At 62.6% G+C, this 19937-nt stretch carries 20 protein-coding genes and 1 tRNA gene; 13 read left to right on the top strand and 8 right to left on the bottom strand.

Annotated features, from left to right (window positions below):
• The first annotated feature begins 5 nt into the window (after positions 1–5).
• Positions 6–1448, top strand: coding sequence for a deoxyribodipyrimidine photo-lyase (gene phrB, locus LOY22_RS03790; RefSeq protein WP_213602457.1), 1443 nt, complete (start codon positions 6–8; stop codon positions 1446–1448).
• Positions 1445–2167 (top strand): SDR family oxidoreductase, encoded by a 723-nt coding sequence (locus LOY22_RS03785; protein WP_045195990.1) that lies wholly within the window; start codon positions 1445–1447, stop codon positions 2165–2167. Before phrB ends, LOY22_RS03785 begins: the two co-directional genes overlap by 4 nt.
• 24 nt (positions 2168–2191) lie before the next feature.
• Here the strand turns inward: LOY22_RS03785 and LOY22_RS03780 are convergent, their stop codons facing one another.
• The 6 genes from LOY22_RS03780 to hemA all read right to left on the bottom strand — a co-directional run bounded on the left by LOY22_RS03780 (position 2192) and on the right by hemA (position 7555).
• Positions 2192–2710, bottom strand: a complete 519-nt coding sequence (locus LOY22_RS03780; protein ID WP_093387937.1) for an acyloxyacyl hydrolase — start codon at positions 2708–2710, stop codon at positions 2192–2194.
• Between the two features lie 115 nt (positions 2711–2825).
• Positions 2826–3626, bottom strand: a complete 801-nt coding sequence (murI, locus tag LOY22_RS03775) for a glutamate racemase (protein ID WP_045195986.1) — start codon at positions 3624–3626, stop codon at positions 2826–2828.
• Positions 3619–4374, bottom strand: a complete 756-nt coding sequence (locus LOY22_RS03770; RefSeq protein WP_093387931.1) for a molybdopterin-synthase adenylyltransferase MoeB — start codon at positions 4372–4374, stop codon at positions 3619–3621. The genes murI and LOY22_RS03770 overlap by 8 nt, the downstream gene beginning before the upstream one ends.
• Entirely contained in the window at positions 4368–5198 is an 831-nt protein-coding gene (gene prmC / locus LOY22_RS03765; RefSeq protein ID WP_258596393.1) for a peptide chain release factor N(5)-glutamine methyltransferase, read from the bottom strand. Before prmC ends, LOY22_RS03770 begins: the two co-directional genes overlap by 7 nt.
• Positions 5199–6281 carry a peptide chain release factor 1 gene (gene prfA / locus LOY22_RS03760; protein ID WP_045195980.1) on the bottom strand — a complete coding sequence of 361 codons (1083 nt, stop codon included), beginning with the start codon at positions 6279–6281 and terminating at the stop codon, positions 5199–5201.
• The gene (gene hemA / locus LOY22_RS03755) at positions 6278–7555 is read right to left on the bottom strand and encodes a glutamyl-tRNA reductase (protein ID WP_045195978.1); all 1278 of its coding nucleotides are present in this window, start codon (positions 7553–7555) and stop codon (positions 6278–6280) included. Before hemA ends, prfA begins: the two co-directional genes overlap by 4 nt.
• Before the next feature lie 176 nt (positions 7556–7731).
• Between hemA and LOY22_RS03750 the strand changes: the two genes are divergently transcribed.
• The 9 genes from LOY22_RS03750 (at position 7732) to ppk2 (ending at position 15509) form a co-directional block, all read left to right on the top strand.
• The gene (locus LOY22_RS03750) at positions 7732–9456 is read left to right on the top strand and encodes a tetratricopeptide repeat protein (RefSeq protein WP_045195976.1); all 1725 of its coding nucleotides are present in this window, start codon (positions 7732–7734) and stop codon (positions 9454–9456) included.
• A 4-nt stretch (positions 9457–9460) separates the two neighbouring features.
• Positions 9461–10078 carry a lipoprotein insertase outer membrane protein LolB gene (gene lolB / locus LOY22_RS03745; RefSeq protein WP_045195974.1) on the top strand — a complete coding sequence of 206 codons (618 nt, stop codon included), beginning with the start codon at positions 9461–9463 and terminating at the stop codon, positions 10076–10078.
• Positions 10079–10081: 3 nt separating this feature from the next.
• Complete coding sequence (gene ispE / locus LOY22_RS03740) at positions 10082–10933, top strand: 4-(cytidine 5'-diphospho)-2-C-methyl-D-erythritol kinase (protein ID WP_195885661.1); 852 nt, start codon at positions 10082–10084, stop codon at positions 10931–10933.
• A gap of 34 nt (positions 10934–10967) precedes the next feature.
• Positions 10968–11042, top strand: a tRNA-Gln gene (locus LOY22_RS03735).
• Between the two features lie 48 nt (positions 11043–11090).
• The gene (locus LOY22_RS03730; RefSeq protein ID WP_010225730.1) at positions 11091–12032 is read left to right on the top strand and encodes a ribose-phosphate pyrophosphokinase; all 942 of its coding nucleotides are present in this window, start codon (positions 11091–11093) and stop codon (positions 12030–12032) included.
• Between the two features lie 137 nt (positions 12033–12169).
• Positions 12170–12769, top strand: a complete 600-nt coding sequence (locus LOY22_RS03725; RefSeq protein ID WP_045195970.1) for a 50S ribosomal protein L25/general stress protein Ctc — start codon at positions 12170–12172, stop codon at positions 12767–12769.
• Positions 12770–12846: 77 nt separating this feature from the next.
• Positions 12847–13431, top strand: a complete 585-nt coding sequence (gene pth, locus LOY22_RS03720; RefSeq protein WP_038997179.1) for an aminoacyl-tRNA hydrolase — start codon at positions 12847–12849, stop codon at positions 13429–13431.
• Between the two features lie 21 nt (positions 13432–13452).
• On the top strand, positions 13453–14553 hold the full coding sequence (gene ychF / locus LOY22_RS03715; RefSeq protein WP_045195968.1) for a redox-regulated ATPase YchF: 1101 nt from the start codon (positions 13453–13455) through the stop codon (positions 14551–14553).
• 146 nt (positions 14554–14699) lie between these two features.
• A complete protein-coding gene (gene ppk2, locus LOY22_RS03710; RefSeq protein ID WP_045195966.1) occupies positions 14700–15509 on the top strand; it encodes a polyphosphate kinase 2 in 810 nt (269 codons plus the stop codon).
• Between the two features lie 13 nt (positions 15510–15522).
• On the opposite strand, the gene LOY22_RS03705 is transcribed toward ppk2, so the two are convergent.
• A complete protein-coding gene (locus LOY22_RS03705) occupies positions 15523–16692 on the bottom strand; it encodes an MFS transporter (protein ID WP_093387925.1) in 1170 nt (389 codons plus the stop codon).
• 345 nt (positions 16693–17037) lie between these two features.
• The gene (locus LOY22_RS03700; protein ID WP_258596387.1) at positions 17038–18255 is read right to left on the bottom strand and encodes an MFS transporter; all 1218 of its coding nucleotides are present in this window, start codon (positions 18253–18255) and stop codon (positions 17038–17040) included.
• A gap of 174 nt (positions 18256–18429) precedes the next feature.
• On the opposite strand from LOY22_RS03700, the gene LOY22_RS03695 reads away from it, so the two are divergent.
• Both LOY22_RS03695 and LOY22_RS03690 read left to right on the top strand, forming a co-directional pair.
• Positions 18430–18951, top strand: a complete 522-nt coding sequence (locus LOY22_RS03695; RefSeq protein ID WP_258596386.1) for an RNA polymerase sigma factor — start codon at positions 18430–18432, stop codon at positions 18949–18951.
• On the top strand, positions 18948–19889 hold the full coding sequence (locus tag LOY22_RS03690; RefSeq protein WP_258596385.1) for a FecR family protein: 942 nt from the start codon (positions 18948–18950) through the stop codon (positions 19887–19889). The genes LOY22_RS03695 and LOY22_RS03690 overlap by 4 nt, the downstream gene beginning before the upstream one ends.
• The last annotated feature ends 48 nt before the right edge of the window (positions 19890–19937 follow it).

Raw genomic sequence — 19937 nt, 5'->3', positions numbered from 1 at the left:
ACAGCATGCAACTGATCTGGCTGCGCAGCGACCTGCGCGTAATTGACAACACTGCACTGGCAGCAGCCTGCGAACGCGGCCCGACCCTGGCAGTATGGCTGCTCAGCCCTGGGCAGTGGCAGGCCCATGACGATGCGCCGTGCAAGGTCGACTTCTGGTTGCGCAATCTGCAAAGCCTGCGTGCGGCACTGGCGCAGTTGAACATCCCCCTGCTGATCCGCTACGCCGACACCTGGCAGCAGGCACCGCAGGTCTTGCTGCAGCTGTGCCAGGAGCATCAGGTGCAGGCGCTGCACTTCAACGAGGAATATGGCGTTAATGAAAGCGCCCGCGACCAGGCGGTGCAGGCTGCCCTGGGCGAGCACGGTATTGCCGCGCACGGCTATCTTGACCAGTTACTGTTCCGCCCAGGCAGCATCCTGACCCGCAGCGCCAGCTACTTTCAGGTCTTCAGCCAGTTTCGCAAAGTTTGTTACGAACGCCTGCACCTGGGCGTGCCACCCTTGGTCAACCCAATCAGGGCGCAAGCGCCGACGGCTGTTGCCAGCGATCCGGTTCCCGTTGAGGTAGCCGGTTTCCCACACCCTGCGCAGGCCTTGCGCGAGCTCTGGCCTGCCGGTGAAGAAGAAGCACAGCAGCGTCTGCAACGCTTTATCGACGAATGCGCCGAGGACTACCAGAATCAGCGCGACCTCCCCGCCGTCGCCGGCACCAGCCAGCTGTCAGCCTATCTGGCCGCCGGGGTGATATCGCCGCGTCAGTGCCTGCATGCCGCGCTGAACCACAACTTCGGCGAGTTCGACAGTGGCAACCGCGGCCTGGTGACCTGGATCAACGAGCTGCTCTGGCGCGAGTTCTACAAACACATCCTGGTGGGCTATCCACGGGTCTCGATGCACCGTGCCTTCCGCCCGGAAACCGAGGCCCTGCCCTGGCGCCATGCACCGGAGGAACTCAAGGCCTGGCAGCAAGGACAGACCGGCATCCCGATCATCGATGCGGCCATGCGCCAATTGCTTGCCACCGGCTGGATGCACAACCGCCTGCGCATGATCGTTGCCATGTTCCTGACCAAGAACCTGCTGATCGACTGGCGCGAGGGCGAGCGCTTTTTCATGCGCCACCTGATTGATGGCGACCTGGCCGCCAACAACGGCGGCTGGCAGTGGAGTGCTTCGACCGGCACCGACGCAGCGCCCTATTTCCGCATTTTCAACCCTGTGAGCCAGTCTCAGCGTTTCGATAGCGCAGGGCATTTCATTCGGCAATGGCTGCCTGAGCTTGCCGACCTGGATGAAAAAAAAATCCACAATCCAGTGCCAGCTGGCGATCTTTTTGCTACTAATCATTATCCACAGCCTATTGTGGACCTCGGTAGCAGTCGCCAACGTGCGTTGAATGCATTCAGGAATTTACCCACGCGGCAGGAAGAGAGGGCAGTCATGTGAGCGAACCCATCGCGCGCAAGGTGTGGGTCACCGGCGCAAGCAGCGGCCTGGGCCTGGCGCTGGTGCAACAACTGCTTGAGCAGGGCTGGAAAGTCGCTGCCAGCGGACGTCCTTCGCCCGAGCTCAAGGGCCTTTCGCAGCTCAACCCCGAGCAGTTGCTTTTGCTTGACGGCAATCTCGATGATGGCACGCAGGCCGCACACGCAGGCCAGCAACTCCAGGCCCACTGGGGCGCCCTCGATTGCCTGCTGGTGAATGCCGGCACCTGCGATTACCTGGACCCTGGCCTGCCGCCGACGGCCATTTTCGAAGCCATCGCCAGCAGCAACCTGAGCGCTTCGGTTCATTGCTTGAACGTGGCAGTGCCGCTGCTGGAAAAAGGCCAGGCGCCACAGGTGCTGGCTGTGCTCAGCCGCTATTCGGCGCTGCAACTCTACGAGCCCAGCCAGCCGGCAACCCCGGACAACAACCTGACACAAGTGTTTCGCGCTGAGCGTCAGAAGCTCGAGAGCAAAGGCATCGCCTTGACCGTGGTCGCACCGCAGGCGTTGAAAACGCCACTGCTGGCGGTTCAGGTCCGACCTGAACAATGGACGCCGGAAACTGCTGCCGATGTGATCATCCAGCGTTTGCCAGAGCGCGCCCCCGAGCTACTGCTCGAAGCCCTCAACCTCAACAGCCTCTGGCCACTGCCCGAACTACCTGCAAGCCCTGTGTAAAACACAGGGCTGTGCTCTTTCAGGTCAGAGCGGCATGCGGTAGTGCAACGCGTAACTTTCTACCCCATCGTTGGGCGTTTGCAGCCCGGCGTTGGAGTAGTGGATCGCCCGCACGCCGACTTCATGCCCGCCGGCAAAGCGCAAACCAAAGCCGATGCGATCTTCGAACTGGAACGAAGAGCCGAGTTTGTTGCTTTCAACTTCGGTACTGGAGAATGCGGCCACACCAATACCGGCTTCGATATAGGGTTTGACCGACTCACCGGCGAACTCGTAAACGAACACCGGCGCAAACGACAGGCTGTGGTTACTCGACTTCTCGTCGCCATCCCAATAGGTGTAGGCACCGTCCCAATAGCCGGTGATACGGCCTACGCTGGTTTGCCACCAACTGACATCCCAGTTCGATTGCAGGCCGAGGCGATAGGTCATGGTCGAGTCGCCGGTCTGCCCGACCGAGAACGACACGTCCGCTGCTTGAGTTGTGAAAGATTGCCCCAGGGTAACGGCTGCAAGAGCAGCCAAGCAAAGCAGTTTCTTCATGAGAAACGTCCTTTTTCCTAATGCTGTTGTTGGTTTTTCTGTCTCACCAGACAATAAATAGAAATCGGCAGCGTTGCGTTAGTTCAGTCAATGTTGAGTGCTTTTCACACTTTTTTTACATTGGAAAGCTTCGCACACTGTCAGATTTATTCCACAACATTGGAAGGATCTTTCGCAAATGTTCAGGGCTGGCACTGGTCCAGAATTGCGCATCGCGCGCCGGTCCTGCAGCCAGCAATTCACCCTCGCCCAACAGGCGCTGCAATTGCCGGGCAACGGCGGCGCCGGTATCGATGATCGCCACCGAGGCGGGGATCATTTGCGCCAGCAGAGGCTTGAGGAAGGGGTAATGGGTGCAGCCCAGGATCAGGGTATCGCAGCCGGCGTCGAGCAAGGGCTTTACATACCCCTGGAGCATCTCACGCACCACCGGGCTACTCAGGTCGCCAGCCTCGATGCACTCCACCAGGCCCGGGCAAGGCTGGGTGATCACGCGAATGTCGTTGGCAAAGCGATCGAGCAAGGCAACGAACTTGGCGCTTTGCAGGGTGCCGGTGGTGGCCAGCACGCCGACCACACCGCTGCGGGTCGCGGCAGCGGCGGGTTTGACCGCAGGCTCCATCCCGACGATCGGCCAGTGCGGATACTGTTCGCGTAAATCTGCCACCGCCGCCACGGTGGCGGTGTTGCAAGCCAGGACCATGGCCTTGGCGCCTTGCTCGCGGAAGAACTCGGCGACCATGCGACAGCGCTGGCGGATGAACGCCGGCGACTTCTCGCCATAGGGGATGTAGCCGCAGTCGCCGACGTACAGCAGCGACTCGTCGGGCAGCAGGCGCTGGATCTCGGCCAGTACCGACAGGCCGCCGACTCCGGAATCGAAAACGCCGACCGGCGCCGCCGCAGCGTCAGCCATGATGCTCGCCACACACGCTGCAGCCCGGGTCGCGCTTGACCCGCAGCTCACGGAAGCGGCTGCCAAGGGCGTCGATCAACAGCAAGCGCCCCACCAGCGGCTCGCCGAAACCGGCCAGCAGCTTCAGCGCCTCAAGTGCTTGCAGGCTGCCAACCAGCCCCACCAGCGGGCCCAACACGCCGGCTTCGCTGCAGGTCAGTTCGGCTTCGCTGCCGTGCCCGTACAGGCAGTGGTAGCAGGGGCTTAGCGGGTTACGCGGGTCGAACACCGACAACTGCCCTTCCAGGCGAATCGCCGCGCCGCTGACCAGCGGTTTGCCGTGGGCGACGCAGGCAGCATTGACCGCTTCGCGGGTAGTGAAGTTGTCCGAGCAATCGAGCACCAGGTCCACGGCCTTGACCGCTTCAGCCAGGGAGTCCTCATCCAGCGCGCGGCGATGCGCTTTGAGGGTGATTTGCGGGTTGATCGCGGTGAGCCGGGCAAGCGCCGAATCAACCTTGCTCAGGCCTACCGACGCACTGTCGTGCAAGACCTGGCGCTGCAGGTTGGTGACATCCACCGTATCGAAGTCGGCCAGGTGCAATTCGCCAACCCCGGCGGCCGCCAGGTACAGCGCCACTGGCGAGCCGAGACCGCCGAGGCCGACGATCAGCGCCTTGCTGTTTTTCAGCCGCAGCTGACCGTCGATATCCACCTGCGCCAGGAGGATCTGCCGGCTGTAGCGCAACAGCTCCTGGTCGCTCAGCACGACAGCCGCCCCAGGGTGATGCGCTCGTGGCCGTTGAGGTCGAGGCGGCTTTCGATCTGCTCGAAATCATGCCTGGCCAGCAGCTCGCGCACGGCGGCGGCCTGGTCGTAACCGTGTTCGAGCAGCAGCCAGCCAGCCGGCAGCAGGTGCGCCGGCGCCTGGCTGACGATGCAGCGCAGGTCGTCCAGGCCGTCTTCGCCGGAGACCAGCGCGCTGCTGGGCTCAAAGCGCACGTCACCGGCCACCAGGTGCGGGTCGGCGGCGGCAATGTACGGCGGGTTGCTGATGATCAGGTCAAAGCGCTCGCCGGCCAGGGCATCGAACCAGTGGCTGCTGCGCACGTTGACGTTGTTCAGTTGCAGGCGCTGGCGGTTGCGCTCGGCCAGGGCCACGGCTTCGAGCACGCGGTCGACCGCGGTGACCTGCCACAACGGGCGCTCACTGGCCAGGGCCAGGGCAATCGCCCCGGTGCCGGTGCCCAGGTCGAGCAGCTTGACCGCACTACCCGGCAGCAACTGCAGGGCGGTTTCCACCAGCAGCTCGGTTTCCGGACGCGGGATCAAGGTATGCGGGGCCACTTCCAGGTCGAGGTTCCAGAACCCCTGCTGACCCAGAATGTAGGCCACCGGCTCACCGGCGCGGCGGCGCTGCAGGAAGTCGGCAAAGGTCAACGCCGCTTCGCTGCTGACAATCCGCTCCGGCCAGGTGTGCAGGTAGCTGCGCGACTTGCCGATGGCCGCCGCCAACAGCAGTTCGATATCCAGACGCGCGGTCGGCGAATCCGGCAGCTCCGCACCGCGGAGCAAGCTGGCAATAATCGTCATTTACTCACCCAGTGCCGCCAGTTGATCCGCCTGGTACTCGGCCAGCAACGGCTCGATTACCGCGTCGACCCCACCGGCCAGAACGTCATCCAGGGAATACAGGGTCAGGTTGATGCGGTGATCGGTCACCCGCCCCTGTGGATAGTTGTAGGTACGAATTCGTTCGGAACGGTCACCCGAGCCGACCAGCAGCTTGCGCTCGCTGGCCATGGCATTCTGCGCCGCGCTGGTCTGGATGTCGTTGAGCTTGGCCGACAGCCAGGACATCGCCCGGGCACGGTTCTTGTGCTGGGAACGTTCTTCCTGGCACTCGACGACAATGCCGGTGGGCAAGTGGGTGATGCGGATTGCCGAGTCAGTCTTGTTGATGTGCTGACCACCGGCACCGGAGGCACGGTAGGTGTCGACACGCAGGTCCGCCGGGTTGATCTCGATCGCCACCTGCTCGTCCGGCTCCGGCAGCACCGCCACGGTGCAGGCCGAGGTGTGAATGCGGCCCTGGGATTCGGTCTCGGGTACACGCTGGACGCGGTGGGCACCGGACTCGAATTTCAACTTGCCGTAGACGCTGTCGCCTTCGACCCGGGCAATGATTTCCTTGTAGCCGCCGTGTTCGCCCTCGTTCTCCGAGAGAATTTCCAGGCGCCAGCCGCGCTTTTCGGCATAGCGCGAATACATGCGGAACAGGTCGCCGGAAAAGATCGCCGCCTCGTCACCACCGGTACCGGCGCGGATTTCCAGGAACACGTTGCGCCCGTCGTTGGGGTCCTTGGGCAGCAACATGCGCTGCAGCTGGTTTTCCAGCTGCGCCAGTTGCTCCTTGGCTTCGCGCACTTCTTCCACGGCCATTTCGCGCAGGTCCGGGTCGCTGTCCTTGAGCAGCGCCTGGGCGCCGGCCAGATCATCCTGGACCTTGCGCCACTGGGCGTAGGCGACGGCGACCGGCTCGACTTCAGCGTATTCACGGGAATAGGCGCGAAAGCGCGTCTGGTCGCAAATGACCTCGGCATCGCCCAGCAGGGCGGTCAGTTCCTCGAAACGGTCCTGGAGCGTGTCCAGTTTATTCAGCAGCGACGCTTTCATTGCGGGGTTTTATCCGTCGAACCCTCGGAGAGGGCAAAGAGTTCCTGGGCCATGGCCAGCGCATCGAGGCGGCCTTCGGCAGAGAGCTTTTTCAGTTGCACGCTGGGCGCATGCAACAGCTTGTTGGTCAGGCCACGGGCCAGTTGCACCAGCACCTCATCGGCACTGGCGCCATTGGCCAGCAGGCGCTGGGCCTTTTGCAGCTCTTCGTCGCGCAGGCGCTCGCTCTGCTGACGGTAAGCCTTGAGTACATCCACCGCGGCCAACTCGCGCAGGCGCAGCATGAAATCTTCGGCGCCCACCGAGACCAGCTCTTCAGCGGCCTGGGCAGCACCCTGGCGGCTCTTGAGGTTCTCGGCGACCACTTCGTGCAGGTCATCGACGGTGTACAGGTAAACGTCATCGAGCTCGCCCACCTGTGGCTCGATATCGCGCGGCACGGCGATGTCGACCATGAAGATCGGCTTGTGCCGGCGCTGCTTCAGGGCGCTTTCCACCGCACCCTTGCCGAGGATCGGCAACTGGCTGGCGGTGGAGCTGATGACGATATCGCTGTTGACCAGCTCCTGGGGAATGTCGGCCAGCAGCACCGCATGGGCGCCGAACTGCTCGGCCAGGGTGCTGGCACGCTCCAGGGTGCGGTTGGCGACGACGATGCGCCGCACGCCCTGCTCGTGCAGATGGCGGGCGACCAGGGTGATGGTTTCACCGGCGCCGATCAGTAGCGCCTGGCTGCGGCCCAGGTCGCTGAAGATCTGCTTGGCCAGGCTCACGGCGGCAAAGGCCACCGACACCGGGTTTTCGCCGATGGCGGTATCGGTGCGCACCTGCTTGGCAGCGCTGAAGGTTGCCTGGAACAGCCGCCCGAGCAGCGGGCCGATGGTTCCGGCTTCGCGCGCCACGGCATAGGCCGACTTCATCTGGCCGAGGATCTGCGGCTCGCCCAGCACCAGCGAGTCGAGCCCGGAGGCCACCCGCATCATGTGCCGCACGGCATCGTGATCTTCATGGATGTAGGCGCTGGCGCGCAGTTCATCCAGGCTCAGTTGATGATATTCGGCCAGCCAGCGCAGGATGCTCTCCGCAGCCAGGTGGTCCTGCTCTATATAAAGCTCGCTGCGGTTGCAGGTCGAAAGGATCGCGGCTTCGCGGCTGGCGGTCAGTCGGCAGAGCTGCTGCAAGGCGTCCACCAGCTGCTCAGGGGTAAACGCCACGCGCTCGCGTACGTCTACCGAGGCAGTCTTATGGTTGATACCGAGGGCAAGAAAGGCCATGCAAGGTCGCTGATTGTGACGAGAAGCCGATAATTGTCCTACTTCGCAGAGCGCAGAACAACCACCGCTCGCTATTGTCTCTATAGTCTACCCCTACCGAGACCTTCGCTTATGGGTTTGCCCCGGCGCTTGTGTCATGATGATCCGACCGCTGGTAAGCCGCCCAAATCCCGATTATGAATAGATCCTACGCGTTGCTCCTTGCCCTTGCCTTGCTCCAGGGCTGCCAGACCCTGGCTCCGGATTCCCCGGATGCCAAGGCGCCTGCAGATGCCGCCCCGGTGCAACCGGCCAAGCCCACCGTCTACGGATCGTTCAGCCAGGACACCGTGTACAGCCTGCTGACCGCAGAACTTGCCGGCCAGCGCGATCGTTTCGATATCGCCCTGGACAATTACGTCAGCCAGGCAATCAAGACTCAGGACCCGGGTATTTCCGAACGCGCCTACCGCATCGCCGAATACCTGGGCGCCGACCAGGCCGCGCTCGACACCTCGCTGATCTGGGCGAAAAACGACCCCGGCAACCTCGACTCCCAGCGCGCCGCCGCCATCCAGCTGGCTCGCAGCGGTCGCTATGACGAGTCCATGGTCTACATGGAAAAGGTCCTTCAGGGCCAGGGCGACACCCACTTCGACTTCCTCGCCCTGTCGGCACTGGAAACCGACCCGGACACCCGCGCCGGCCTGCAAAACAGTTTCGATCGTCTGTTGGTGAAGTATCCTGACAACGGTCAGCTGGTGTTCGGCAAGGCCCTGCTGCTGCAACAGGATGGCAAGGCCCAGGCGGCCCTCGACCTGCTCGAAGAACACCCGCCCGAAGCCGGCGAGATTGCCCCGGTGCTGCTGCGCGCGCGCCTGCTGCAAGGCCTGGACCGCGGCAAAGAGGCCCTGCCGCTGCTGCAGAAAACCATTCGCCAGTACCCGGACGACAAACGCCTGCGCCTGACCTACGCGCGCATGCTGGTCGAGCAGGATCGCCTGGCCGATGCCAAGGCCGAGTTTGTCAGCCTGGTCCAGCAATACCCGGACGACGATGAACTGCGTTACTCGCTGGCCCTGGTCAGCCTGGAAACCAAGGACTGGGACGAAGGCGCCGGCTACCTCGAAGAGCTGATCGCCCGCGACAGCCATGTCGATGCCGCGCACCTGAACCTGGGGCGCATCCATGAAGAACGCAACGACCCCGAAAGCGCCCTCAACGAGTACGCCCTGGTCGGCCCCGGCAACGACTATCTGCCAGCGCAACTGCGCCAGGCCGACATCCTCATTGCCAACGGCCGCAGCGCCGAGGCCTCGCGGCGCCTGGCCGCAGCCCGCGAAGCCCAGCCCGACTACGCGATCCAGCTGTACCTGATCGAAGCCGAAGCCCTGGGCAACAACGACAAGGACGCCCAGGCCGAGCAGGTGCTGCAGCAAGCGATCAAGCAGTACCCGGACGACCTCAACCTGCTGTACACCCGGGCCATGCTTGCGGAAAAGCGCAACGACCTGGCGCAGATGGAAAAAGACCTGCGCAGCATCATCAGCCGCGAGCCGGAAAACGCCATGGCCCTCAACGCCCTGGGCTACACCCTGGCTGACCGCACCAGCCGTTATGCCGAAGCCAAGACCCTGATCGACAAGGCGCACCAGATCACCCCGGACGATCCGGCGGTGCTCGACAGCCTCGGCTGGGTCAACTACCGCATGGGCAACCTCGACGAAGCCGAGCGCCTGCTGCGCCAGGCCATCGAGCGTTTCCCCGATCACGAAGTCGCTGCCCACCTGGGTGAAGTGCTCTGGGCCAACGGCAAGCGCCGCGAAGCCCGCCAGGTCTGGGCCAAAGGTTTCGAAGCCCAGCCCGACAGCCCTATCCTGCGCAAGACCGTCCTGCGCCTGACCGGATCCGAGACTCTATAAGCCTATGTTTTTGCGCCACTGCATCACCTTCTGCCTGATTGCCCTGCTTGCCGGTTGTGCCGGCTTCGGCTCCCGTGAGGCCCTGCGGGGCGAAGGCAACCCCCAGCTGTGGCGCGAGCACAAGCAACAGCTGAGCACCCTCGATGGCTGGCAGATCAACGGCAAGGTCGGCATCCGCGCGCCGAAAGACTCCGGCAGCGGCACGCTGTTCTGGCTGCAGCGCCAGGACTACTACGACATCCGCCTGTCCGGCCCGCTCGGCCGCGGCGCTGCACGCCTGACCGGGCGCCCCGGCGGCGTCACCCTCGAGGTCGCCAACCAGGGCCGCTTCGAGGCGCAAAGCCCGGAAGCCCTGCTGGCCGAACAACTGGGCTGGGAGCTGCCGGTGTCGCACCTGGTCTGGTGGATTCGCGGCCTGCCCGCCCCCGACAGCAAGAGCCAGCTGACCCTCGACGGCGACAGCCGCCTGGCCAGCCTCAAGCAGGACGGCTGGGACGTGCAATACCTGAGCTACGCCGAACAGAACGGCTACTGGCTGCCCGAGCGGATCAAGCTGCACGGGCAAAACCTCGACGTGACCCTGGTGGTCAAAGACTGGCAACCACGGCAACTGGGCCACTGATCAATGAACACTGCAACCCTGACCCTGCCGGCCCCGGCCAAGCTCAACCTGATGCTGCACATTCTTGGCCGCCGCGCCGATGGCTACCATGAGCTGGAAACCCTGTTCCAGTTTCTCGAGCATGCCGACGAGCTGTCTTTCGCCCTGCGCGAAGACGGTGAAGTGCGCCTGCACAGCGAGATCGACAACGTCCCCCATGAAAGCAACCTGATCGTCAAGGCCGCGCGCAAGCTCAAGGCCCTGACCGGCTGCGACAAGGGCGTGGATATCTGGCTGAAAAAAATCCTGCCCATGGGCGGCGGCATTGGCGGCGGCAGCTCCGACGCCGCCACTACCCTGCTCGGCCTCAACCATTTATGGCAACTGGGCTTGAGCGAAGACCAGCTGGCTGAACTGGGCCTGAGCCTGGGCGCCGACGTGCCGGTTTTCGTCCGCGGCCATGCGGCGTTCGCCGAGGGCGTGGGCGAGAAGCTGACCCCGGTCGACCCCGAAGAGCCCTGGTATGTCGTGCTGGTCCCGCAAGTATTTGTTAGCACAGCAGAAATTTTTTCAGATCCGCTGTTGACACGTGATTCCTTGCCCCTTAAGATGCGCCCCGTTCCCAAGGGAAACAGTCGAAATGACTGCCAACCGGTGGTAGAGCAGCGTTACCCAGAGGTACGCAATTCATTGAATTTGTTAAACGAATTCACTGAGGCTCGGCTTACCGGAACTGGAAGTTGTGTGTTTGGGGCCTTCCCAAACAAAGCTGAAGCTGATAAAGTTTTGGCCCTTCTTGCAGAGACCCAAACAGGGTTTGTAGCTAAGGGAAGCAACGTTTCGATGTTGCATCGCACGCTGCAGAGTCTGCTCTAGGAATCGAGCACCAGGTGCTCGCAGCAACAGATACAGGGGCGTCGCCAAGCGGTAAGGCAGCAGGTTTTGATCCTGCCATGCGTTGGTTCGAATCCAGCCGCCCCTGCCATTTTCCTTATACTCATCCAGGTATACCCTCAGCCTTCAGGTACTGCGCGTGTCCAAGATGATGGTCTTTACGGGGAACGCTAACCCCGATCTGGCTCGGCGTGTCGTACGTCAGCTGCATATCCCACTGGGTGATGTTTCTGTCGGCAAATTCTCCGACGGCGAAATCAGCACTGAGATTAATGAAAATGTTCGTGGTAAGGACGTTTTCATCATTCAGCCGACTTGCGCGCCAACCAACGATAACCTGATGGAACTGGTAGTGATGGCCGATGCCTTCCGCCGCTCCTCAGCTTCCCGAATCACTGCCGTGATTCCTTACTTCGGATATGCCCGCCAGGATCGCCGTCCGCGTTCGGCGCGTGTTGCTATCAGCGCCAAAGTCGTCGCTGACATGCTCACCGTCGTCGGTATCGACCGTGTTCTCACTGTCGACCTGCACGCTGACCAGATCCAGGGTTTCTTCGATATTCCGGTAGATAACATCTACGGCTCCCCCGTTCTGGTGGATGACATCGAAGACCAGCGTTTCGAGAACCTCATGATCGTGTCACCGGACATCGGCGGCGTCGTGCGTGCACGTGCTGTTGCCAAGTCCCTGGGTGTCGATCTGGGTATCATCGACAAACGCCGTGAAAAGGCCAATCACTCCGAAGTGATGCATATCATCGGCGACGTCGAAGGACGTACCTGTATTCTCGTCGACGACATGGTCGACACCGCCGGCACCCTGTGCCACGCGGCCAAGGCCCTGAAAGAACACGGCGCTGCCAAGGTTTACGCCTACTGCACGCACCCTGTCCTCTCGGGTCGGGCGATCGAGAATATCGAGAACTCCGTGCTGGACGCACTGGTGGTGACCAACACCATCCCGCTGTCCGCTGCAGCACAAGCCTGTGACCGTATCCGTCAACTGGATATTGCACCGGTTGTTGCCGAGGCGGTTCGCCGCATCAGCAATGAAGAATCGATCAGCGCGATGTTCCGCTGAGGGTTTTCCCTCGCGAACCTCTCGTTGACGAAAAGCGCCCCGCCCCAACACCTGTTGTTGGGGCGGGGCTTTTTTGCCCACCCCGTTTGGCGCTGGTCGCAAACGCCTGCGGGAGATGGCTATTTTGGAGATACAAAATGACTGATTTCACTCTGAACGCCCAAGCGCGTACCGACCTGGGGAAAGGTGCGAGCCGCCGCCTGCGTCGTCTCGCCGCCCAGATCCCTGCCGTTGTTTACGGTGGTGACAAAGAAGCTCAATCCCTGACCATCGTGGCCAAGGAAATCGCCAAACTGTTCGAAAACGAAGCTGCCTACAGCCACGTTATCGAGCTGAACATCGACGGCAAGAAAGAAAACGTCGTTGTCAAAGCGATGCAGCGTCACCCAGCCAAGCAGTTCATCCTGCACGCTGACTTCGTCCGCGTTGTTGCTGGCCAGAAACTGACCGCCAAAGTACCTGTGCACTTCGTCAACGAAGAAGCTCCGGTCAAGAAAGGCGGCGAGATCTCCCACGTTGTCAACGAGATCGAAGTTTCCTGCGAAGCCAAAGACCTGCCTGAGTTCATCGAAGTCGACCTGGCCAACGCCGAAGTCGGCGCGATCATCCACCTGTCGGACCTCAAAGCTCCGAAAGGCGTCGAGTTCGTCGCTCTGGCTCACGGTAACGACCTGGCTGTTGCCAACGTTCACGCTCCGCGTGTAGCGCCTGAAGCTGCAGAAGGCGCTGCCGAGTAATCTACTCAGCACGCCGGCGTTGACCGGGTTACAGTGCCCCGCACTGTAACCCACAACTCCAAGGAAGAGCCCCTGACGTGACCGCCATCCAACTGATCGTCGGCCTGGGAAACCCCGGCCCCGAATACGAACAGACCCGGCATAACGCAGGGGCTCTTTTCGTAGAACGCATTGCCAGCGCCCAGCGCGTCAACCTGACCGCTGACCGCAAGTATTTCGGCCTGACGGCTAAATTCAGCCATCAGGGCAACGACGTTCGTCTGCTGATCCCGACCACCTACATGAACCGCAGCGGCCAGGCCGTTGCTGCACTGGCGAACTTTTTCCGCATCCCGCCAGATGCCATCCTGGTGGCCCACGACGAACTCGACCTGCCTCCCGGCGTCGCCAAGCTCAAAAAGGGCGGCGGCCATGGCGGGCACAACGGGCTGCGCGACATCATCGCCCAGCTCGGCAACCAGAATGACTTTCACCGTCTGCGGCTTGGCATCGGCCACCCGGGTGACAGCAGCAGGGTCTCCGGTTTCGTCCTCGGCAAGGCGCCACGCGCCGAGCAGGAGAAGCTGGACGCCAGTATCGATTTTGCCCTCGGCGTGCTGCCGGACATCCTCGCCGGCGACTGGACGCGTGCGATGAGAGAGCTGCACAGCCAAAAGGCCTGACTCCACGAAGAGGGATTCACCATGGGTTTCAATTGCGGCATCGTCGGCCTGCCCAACGTCGGCAAGTCCACCCTGTTCAACGCCCTGACCAAATCCGGCATCGCCGCCGAGAACTTCCCGTTCTGCACCATCGAGCCGAACAGCGGCATCGTGCCGATGCCCGATGCACGCCTGGACGCGCTGGCGGCCATCGTCAAGCCGAACCGCGTGCTGCCGACCACCATGGAATTCGTCGACATCGCCGGCCTGGTTGCCGGTGCCTCGAAAGGTGAAGGCCTGGGCAACAAGTTCCTCGCCAACATCCGCGAGACCGACGCCATCGCCCACGTGGTGCGCTGCTTCGAAGACGAGAACGTGATTCACGTCTCCAACAGCGTCAACCCCAAGCGCGACATCGAGATCATCGACCTGGAACTGATCTTCGCCGACCTCGACAGCTGCGAGAAGCAACTGCAGAAGGTTGCGCGCAACGCCAAGGGTGGTGACAAGGACGCCCTGGCGCAGAAAGCCATCCTCGAAAAACTGATCCCGCACTTCACCGAAGGCAAGCCTGCGCGCAGCCTGATGAAGAACATGGCAGACGACGAGAAGGCCCTGATCCGCGGCTTCCACCTGCTGACCAGCAAGCCTGTGATGTACATCGCCAACGTTGCCGAAGACGGTTTCGACAACAACCCGCACCTGGACGTGGTCAAGGCCATTGCCGAAGAAGAAGGTGCGATCGTGGTGCCGGTGTGCAACAAGATCGAAGCCGAGATCGCCGAGCTCGACGACGGTGAAGAGAAGGACATGTTCCTCGAAGCCCTGGGCCTCGAAGAGCCAGGCCTGAACCGCGTGATCCGCGCCGGTTACTCGCTGCTCAACCTGCAGACCTACTTCACTGCCGGCGTGCAGGAAGTCCGCGCCTGGACCGTGCGCGTCGGCGCCACCGCCCCGCAGGCGGCCGGCGTGATCCACACCGACTTCGAGAAAGGCTTCATCCGTGCCGAAGTGGTCGCCTACGACGACTTCATCCAGTACAAGGGTGAAAGCGGCGCGAAAGAAGCCGGTAAATGGCGTCTGGAAGGCAAGGACTACATCGTCAAGGACGGTGACGTGATGCACTTCCGCTTCAACGTCTGACCCGCTGCCAGCAGCCCGAAACCCCTTGAGGTCATGCCTCAAGGGGTTTTTCTTTGCCTGCGCCATGAGCAAACGCGGGCCAATACCTGGATCTATACTCAAAGCCGCATTCAAACGGCTCTTGTCCACAGATCAGGTATCGGCGCATGGCTAAGAAAAAGGAAAAGCAAGACAGCAGCGAACGCCTCCCCCGTAAAGAATACGAGCAAGCCCTCAAGGCCCTGCACATCGAGCTGGTCAAGTTGCAGCAGTGGGTGGTGGCCAAGGGTTTGAAGGTCTGTATTGTCTTCGAAGGCCGCGACGGCGCCGGCAAGGGCGGCACCATCAAGGCCATCACCGAGCGCGTCAGCCCGCGGGTGTTTCGCGTGGTGGCGCTGCCAGCACCGACCGAACGGGAAAAAAGCCAGATGTACGCCCAGCGCTACATACAGCACATGCCCTCGGCCGGCGAAGTGGTGATCTTCGACCGCAGCTGGTACAACCGCGCCGGCGTCGAGCGGGTGATGGGCTTTTGTACCGAAGAGCAGTCCAGCAAGTTCCTGTCAGTGGTGCCATCGTTCGAGAAGATGCTGGTCGAGTCCGGCATCGTGCTGGTCAAGTACTGGCTGGAAGTCAGCCCTCAAGAGCAGGAGCGGCGCCTTAAGGAGCGCATCACCGATGGCCGCAAGATCTGGAAGCTGACGCCGATGGACCTCAAGTCCTTCACCCGTTGGGACGACTACACCCGCGCACGGGATGACATGTTCGCCGCCTCCGACACCTCCTGGGCCCCCTGGTATGTGGCGGTTTCCGAAGACAAGCGGCGGGTGCGCCTGAACATCATCAGCCACTTTCTCAAGCAGGTGCCCTACGAGGACATCACCCACAAACAGAAGATCGAGCTGCCTAAGCGCGGCAAGATCGGCCGCTACAAAAGCACCCGCTACACCTCGCGCATGGTGCCAGAGCGCTTCTGAAGCGCCAAGCGTGCTAGGCAGCGCCCTGCCCGGCACGCTGGGCGCGGAAGGCCCGGCGCCGGGCGCTGCGGGCGAATACCACGAACAGCGCGGCCATGGCCGTCAGCGCCATCGGCAGGCCATGGGGAGCGACGTCCATGGCCGCACCACTGAGCAGCGGCCCGAGCAGGCTGCCGACGCCCCAGAGCAGGCCGACGCTGGCGTTGGCAGTGACCAGGTCCTGGCCCTTGAACTGCTGGCCGATCAGCACCAGCGCCAGGGTGTAGACCCCGCCAGCCACCGCGCCGAGCACCACCAAGGCCGGCCACAGCAGCCATTGCATACCGATCAGCCATGGCAGCGCCAGGCCGATCAGCATCGCCACCACACCGCACACCAGGTGTACGGTGGTGCGCTCGCAGCGGTCGGCCAACCAGCCGATCGGCAACTGGAAGAGCATGTCGCCGGTAAGAATCACCGTCACCATCAACGCTGCTACGCCCACGGCGTAGGCATGGTTGGTGGCATACACCGGCAGCAGCGAAAGGATCACCGCGTCGAAGAACGAGAAGAACAGCACGCCCATGCACAAGGCCGGCGCCACGCGGAAAAAGCCCGCCAGGGAAAAGCTCTTGCCGCCCTCCTCGCCATGCTCGACGTGGTCATTGGGCACCGTCAGCACGATGCACAGCAGCGCCAGGCCATAGCAACCTGTCACCACCGTGGTCACCCAGGTGCTCTGCGCGCCGAGCAGCGCCAGCATCGCCGGGCCGAGCATCTGGAAGCCGGTAAAGGCGGTGGCGTACAGGGCCATGATCTTGCCGCGGTTGTGTTCCGGGCTCAGCTCGTTGACCCACGACTCGCCGAGAATGATGGCAATGCCCATGCCGATCCCCAGCGCCAGGCGCAACAGGGCAAGCAGGTAGAGCGAGGAGAAGCCCCATTCGAGCAGGCCGATGCTCAAGGTGCACAGGCCGAAACACAGCAGGTAGATGGTGCGCCGGGTCAGGTGCCGGCAGCAGGCATCGACCATGAACGCCGAGAGCATCATCCCCGCCGCCGGAATGGCCGAGACGATACCGATCTGCAAGGTACTGGCACCTGCGTCGAGCAAACGCAGCGACACCAATGGCAAACTCGCCCCGAGGCTGAAACCGACTACCGAAACCGCAAACAACAAGCCCAGCAACAAACGCGTATTCATCACCACTCCGAACTCACCGGCGCAAAGCACCACATCGCACCTGCGCAGGCGCATACATGACCGTAATAAGATTTGCATACAGGCGCGCCAGCCACGGCAGAACGCCGGGCATGCAGCTGCCAGGTCAGGAGGTGGGGCGGTGAGGCGAGAAGGTAAAGGCGAACAGCACACTGCGCCGACGCTTGAGGACGGTATCGCTCGGCCAGTCGCAGCAGCGGGTCAGGACGACCGGCTGGCGATGCGCGAATGTGTGGCTGAAGCGGCTCATACGTCGGTTACACCGTAAAGGATGGGCGGCACTCTAGGAGAACCCGTGCCACCCGTCAATAGCCCGTCCTTGAGCCTTCAGCGCTTGCCGGTGGACGGCAGCAGGATCGCCAGCAGGCCGAACAGCGGCAGGAACGAGCACAGGCTGTAGACGTACTCGATGCCCTTGAGGTCGGCCAGATAACCCAGCGCCGCCGCGCCGATGCCGCCAAAACCGAACATCAGGCCGAAGAAGATCCCGGCGATCATGCCGACGTTACCCGGCACCAGCTCCTGGGCGTAGACGACGATGGCCGAGAATGCCGAGGCGAGAATGAAGCCGATGATCACGCTGAGCACGCTGGTCCAGAACAGGTCGGCATAAGGCAGCATCAGGGTGAACGGCGCAACGCCGAGGATCGAGAACCAGATCACCGCCTTGCGCCCGATGCGGTCACCGATCGGGCCGCCAAAGAAGGTCCCGGCCGCTACCGCGCCGAGGAACAGGAACAGGTACAGCTGCGAGCTGGCCACCGACAGGTCGAACTTCTCGATCAGGTAGAAGGTGAAGTAGCTGGTGAGGCTGGACATGTAGAAGTACTTGGAAAACACCAGCAGCCCCAGCACCACCAGGGCGCCGATCACCCGCTGGCGGGAAAGGCCATGGGTGGCGCGCTGGCCCTGCTTGGCCTTGAACAGGTTGAGGTGTTCCTTGTACCAGCGGCTCAGGCCGTAGGTGACCAGCACGGCGCAGACCGCGAACAGGCCGAACCAGGCCACATTGCCCTGGCCGAAGGGAATGATGATCGCCGCCGCCAGTAACGGGCCGAAAGCGGAGCCGGCGTTGCCGCCGACCTGGAAGGTCGACTGCGCCAGGCCAAAGCGCCCACCGGAGGCCAGCCGGGCGATACGCGAGGTTTCCGGGTGGAAGGTCGACGAACCGATACCCACCAGCGCCGCCGCCAGCAGAATCATCGGGAAACTGCCGACATACGCAAGCATGACGATCCCCACCAGGGTGCACAGGGTGCCCAGCGGCAACAGGTTCGGCATCGGCTTGCGGTCGGTGTAAAAGCCGACCCAGGGCTGCAGCAGCGACGCAGTGATCTGGAAGGTCAGGGTGATCAGCCCGATCTGGGTAAAGGTCAGGCCGTAGTTGGCCTTGAGCAGCGGATAGATCGACGGCAGCACGGCCTGGATCAGGTCGTTGATCAGGTGCGCCAGGGCACAGGCGGCGATGATACGCATCACCAGCGGGCTGCTCTGGGCAGTTGCGGTGCTGGCGGGTGACGTTGACGAGGCAGTGCTCACAGCCATGACAAAAGCTTCCATCCGGGGGGCGGGATCCAATTATCCAGAAATCGTTAGCAAGCGCACTATTCTTTTCGACCAACGTGCTTTTGACGTACTTGTTAATAATTCTCAATAACGTTAGCATCGGCTGCGTTTTTACAGACTCCACTGCCTGCCTATTCGAGGCCCGCATACGCCATGTCCGACGACCAGGACAACCGCAGCTTGTCGCTGCTCTATCAGCATCACCGCAGTGAACTGCTGGCCTTCCTGACCCGCCGCGTGCGCTGCCAGGAAACCGCCCGCGACCTGCTCCAGGATGCCTTTGTGCGGCTGATGCACAGCGAGCGGGGCGAGGTTGGCAACCTGCGGGCCTTTTTGTACCGCATCGCCAACAACCTGAGCATCGACCATGCTCGGCGCAGCCAGGTACGTGGGGTCAATGACGAGCAGGCGCTGGAGCATCTGCTCAACGAAACCTCACCCGAGCGCAGTGCCGTGGCCGGAAATACCCTTGACCATCTTGAACGCCTGATCGACGGCCTGCCCTCGCCGACCCGCGAGGTATTTTTACTCGCCCGGGTCGAGCAATTGAGCTACAAGGACATCGGCGCGCGCCTGGGACTCGACCCTCGTGCGGTCGAGCGTCATTTGAACAAAGCCCTGAGCCATTGCGCCGCGGCTGCCCTGCATAACCGAAACAAGACTGACCAGCCATGAACCCATCGCCAAATTCTGCCCATCCGAACGAGCCTGGCGACCGCGAACAGCAAGCCCTGGACTGGTTTACCCGGCTGCGCGCCCACGATGTTCCGCGGGAGGAACGCCAGGCCTTTGAACGCTGGCGCCTGGACCCCGAGAATGCCCGCACCTTTGCCGAGGTCGAGCTGTTCTGGCAACAACTGGAGATGCCCGCGCGTCGCCTGCACAAGGTCAAACGGGGTACGGCCCCACGCTCCTGGGGGGGCTGGGCGGTGGCGGCGAGCATCCTGCTGATCAGCGGCCTGGTGATGTTGCAGTTGCCATTGCTGCAGCGCTTGAACAGCGATGTCGCCACCGCGGTTGGCGAACGCCGGCAGATCCAGCTGGCCGATGGCTCACGGCTGACCCTCGACAGCGCCAGCGCCGTCGATATCGACCTGCGCGGGCCGGTGCGCACGCTGCGCCTGGTGCAAGGGCAGATGTTCATTGAAGTGACCCACGATGGCCGGCCCTTCGTGGTCGATGTCGACGAGGCCCAGGTACAGGTGCTGGGTACGCGCTTCTCGGTCAGCCGCGGCCGCGATCACGATGAAGTGGTGCTGCTCAAAGGCAAGGTCGAGGTCAGCAGCGCCGGCGACAAACGCATGCTCGCCCCTGGTGAACGTGTGACGCTCAGCGCCAGCCGCCTGGACCAGGTCGAGAAGGTCGATGCCGAACGCCTGCTGGCCTGGCGCGAGGGGCAGTTGCGGGTGCGTGAGGTGCCCTTGCGCCGGGTGCTCGAACAGCTTGCCGAGTACCAGGGCAGCCGCCTGCTGTACATCGATGAACAGGTCGGCCGGCGCCCGGTCAGTGGCAGCTTTAACCTCGACCAGGCCGCCACTGCCATCGATGCCCTGGCGCGCACTCAGAACCTCAACGTGAGCAACCTGGCCGGGCAATGGATCATCGTCCGCTAAGCCGGTGAAAATATATTTCCCAGGCATTCGGTAATTGTCTTTGCTGCT

This window comes from Pseudomonas sp. B21-035 (assembly GCF_024748945.1).
GTDB lineage: Bacteria > Pseudomonadota > Gammaproteobacteria > Pseudomonadales > Pseudomonadaceae > Aquipseudomonas.
The sequence above is the reverse complement of the archived record's forward strand: the minus strand, read 5'-3'. Positions and strand labels throughout refer to the sequence as shown.

Bases quoted from the DNA above. Each gene is read 5' to 3' on its own strand.
- phrB (WP_213602457.1), top strand. From the start codon at position 6: ATGCAACTGATCTGGCTGCGCAGCGACCTGCGCGTAATTGACAACACT.
- LOY22_RS03780 (WP_093387937.1), bottom strand. From the start codon at position 2,710: ATGAAGAAACTGCTTTGCTTGGCTGCTCTTGCAGCCGTTACCCTGGGG.
- murI (WP_045195986.1), bottom strand. From the start codon at position 3,626: ATGGCTGACGCTGCGGCGGCGCCGGTCGGCGTTTTCGATTCCGGAGTC.
- prmC (WP_258596393.1), bottom strand. From the start codon at position 5,198: ATGACGATTATTGCCAGCTTGCTCCGCGGTGCGGAGCTGCCGGATTCG.
- prfA (WP_045195980.1), bottom strand. From the start codon at position 6,281: ATGAAAGCGTCGCTGCTGAATAAACTGGACACGCTCCAGGACCGTTTC.
- hemA (WP_045195978.1), bottom strand. From the start codon at position 7,555: ATGGCCTTTCTTGCCCTCGGTATCAACCATAAGACTGCCTCGGTAGAC.
- LOY22_RS03750 (WP_045195976.1), top strand. From the start codon at position 7,732: ATGAATAGATCCTACGCGTTGCTCCTTGCCCTTGCCTTGCTCCAGGGC.
- lolB (WP_045195974.1), top strand. From the start codon at position 9,461: ATGTTTTTGCGCCACTGCATCACCTTCTGCCTGATTGCCCTGCTTGCC.
- ispE (WP_195885661.1), top strand. From the start codon at position 10,082: ATGAACACTGCAACCCTGACCCTGCCGGCCCCGGCCAAGCTCAACCTG.
- LOY22_RS03725 (WP_045195970.1), top strand. From the start codon at position 12,170: ATGACTGATTTCACTCTGAACGCCCAAGCGCGTACCGACCTGGGGAAA.
- ychF (WP_045195968.1), top strand. From the start codon at position 13,453: ATGGGTTTCAATTGCGGCATCGTCGGCCTGCCCAACGTCGGCAAGTCC.
- ppk2 (WP_045195966.1), top strand. From the start codon at position 14,700: ATGGCTAAGAAAAAGGAAAAGCAAGACAGCAGCGAACGCCTCCCCCGT.
- LOY22_RS03705 (WP_093387925.1), bottom strand. From the start codon at position 16,692: ATGAATACGCGTTTGTTGCTGGGCTTGTTGTTTGCGGTTTCGGTAGTC.
- LOY22_RS03700 (WP_258596387.1), bottom strand. From the start codon at position 18,255: ATGGCTGTGAGCACTGCCTCGTCAACGTCACCCGCCAGCACCGCAACT.
- LOY22_RS03695 (WP_258596386.1), top strand. From the start codon at position 18,430: ATGTCCGACGACCAGGACAACCGCAGCTTGTCGCTGCTCTATCAGCAT.
- LOY22_RS03690 (WP_258596385.1), top strand. From the start codon at position 18,948: ATGAACCCATCGCCAAATTCTGCCCATCCGAACGAGCCTGGCGACCGC.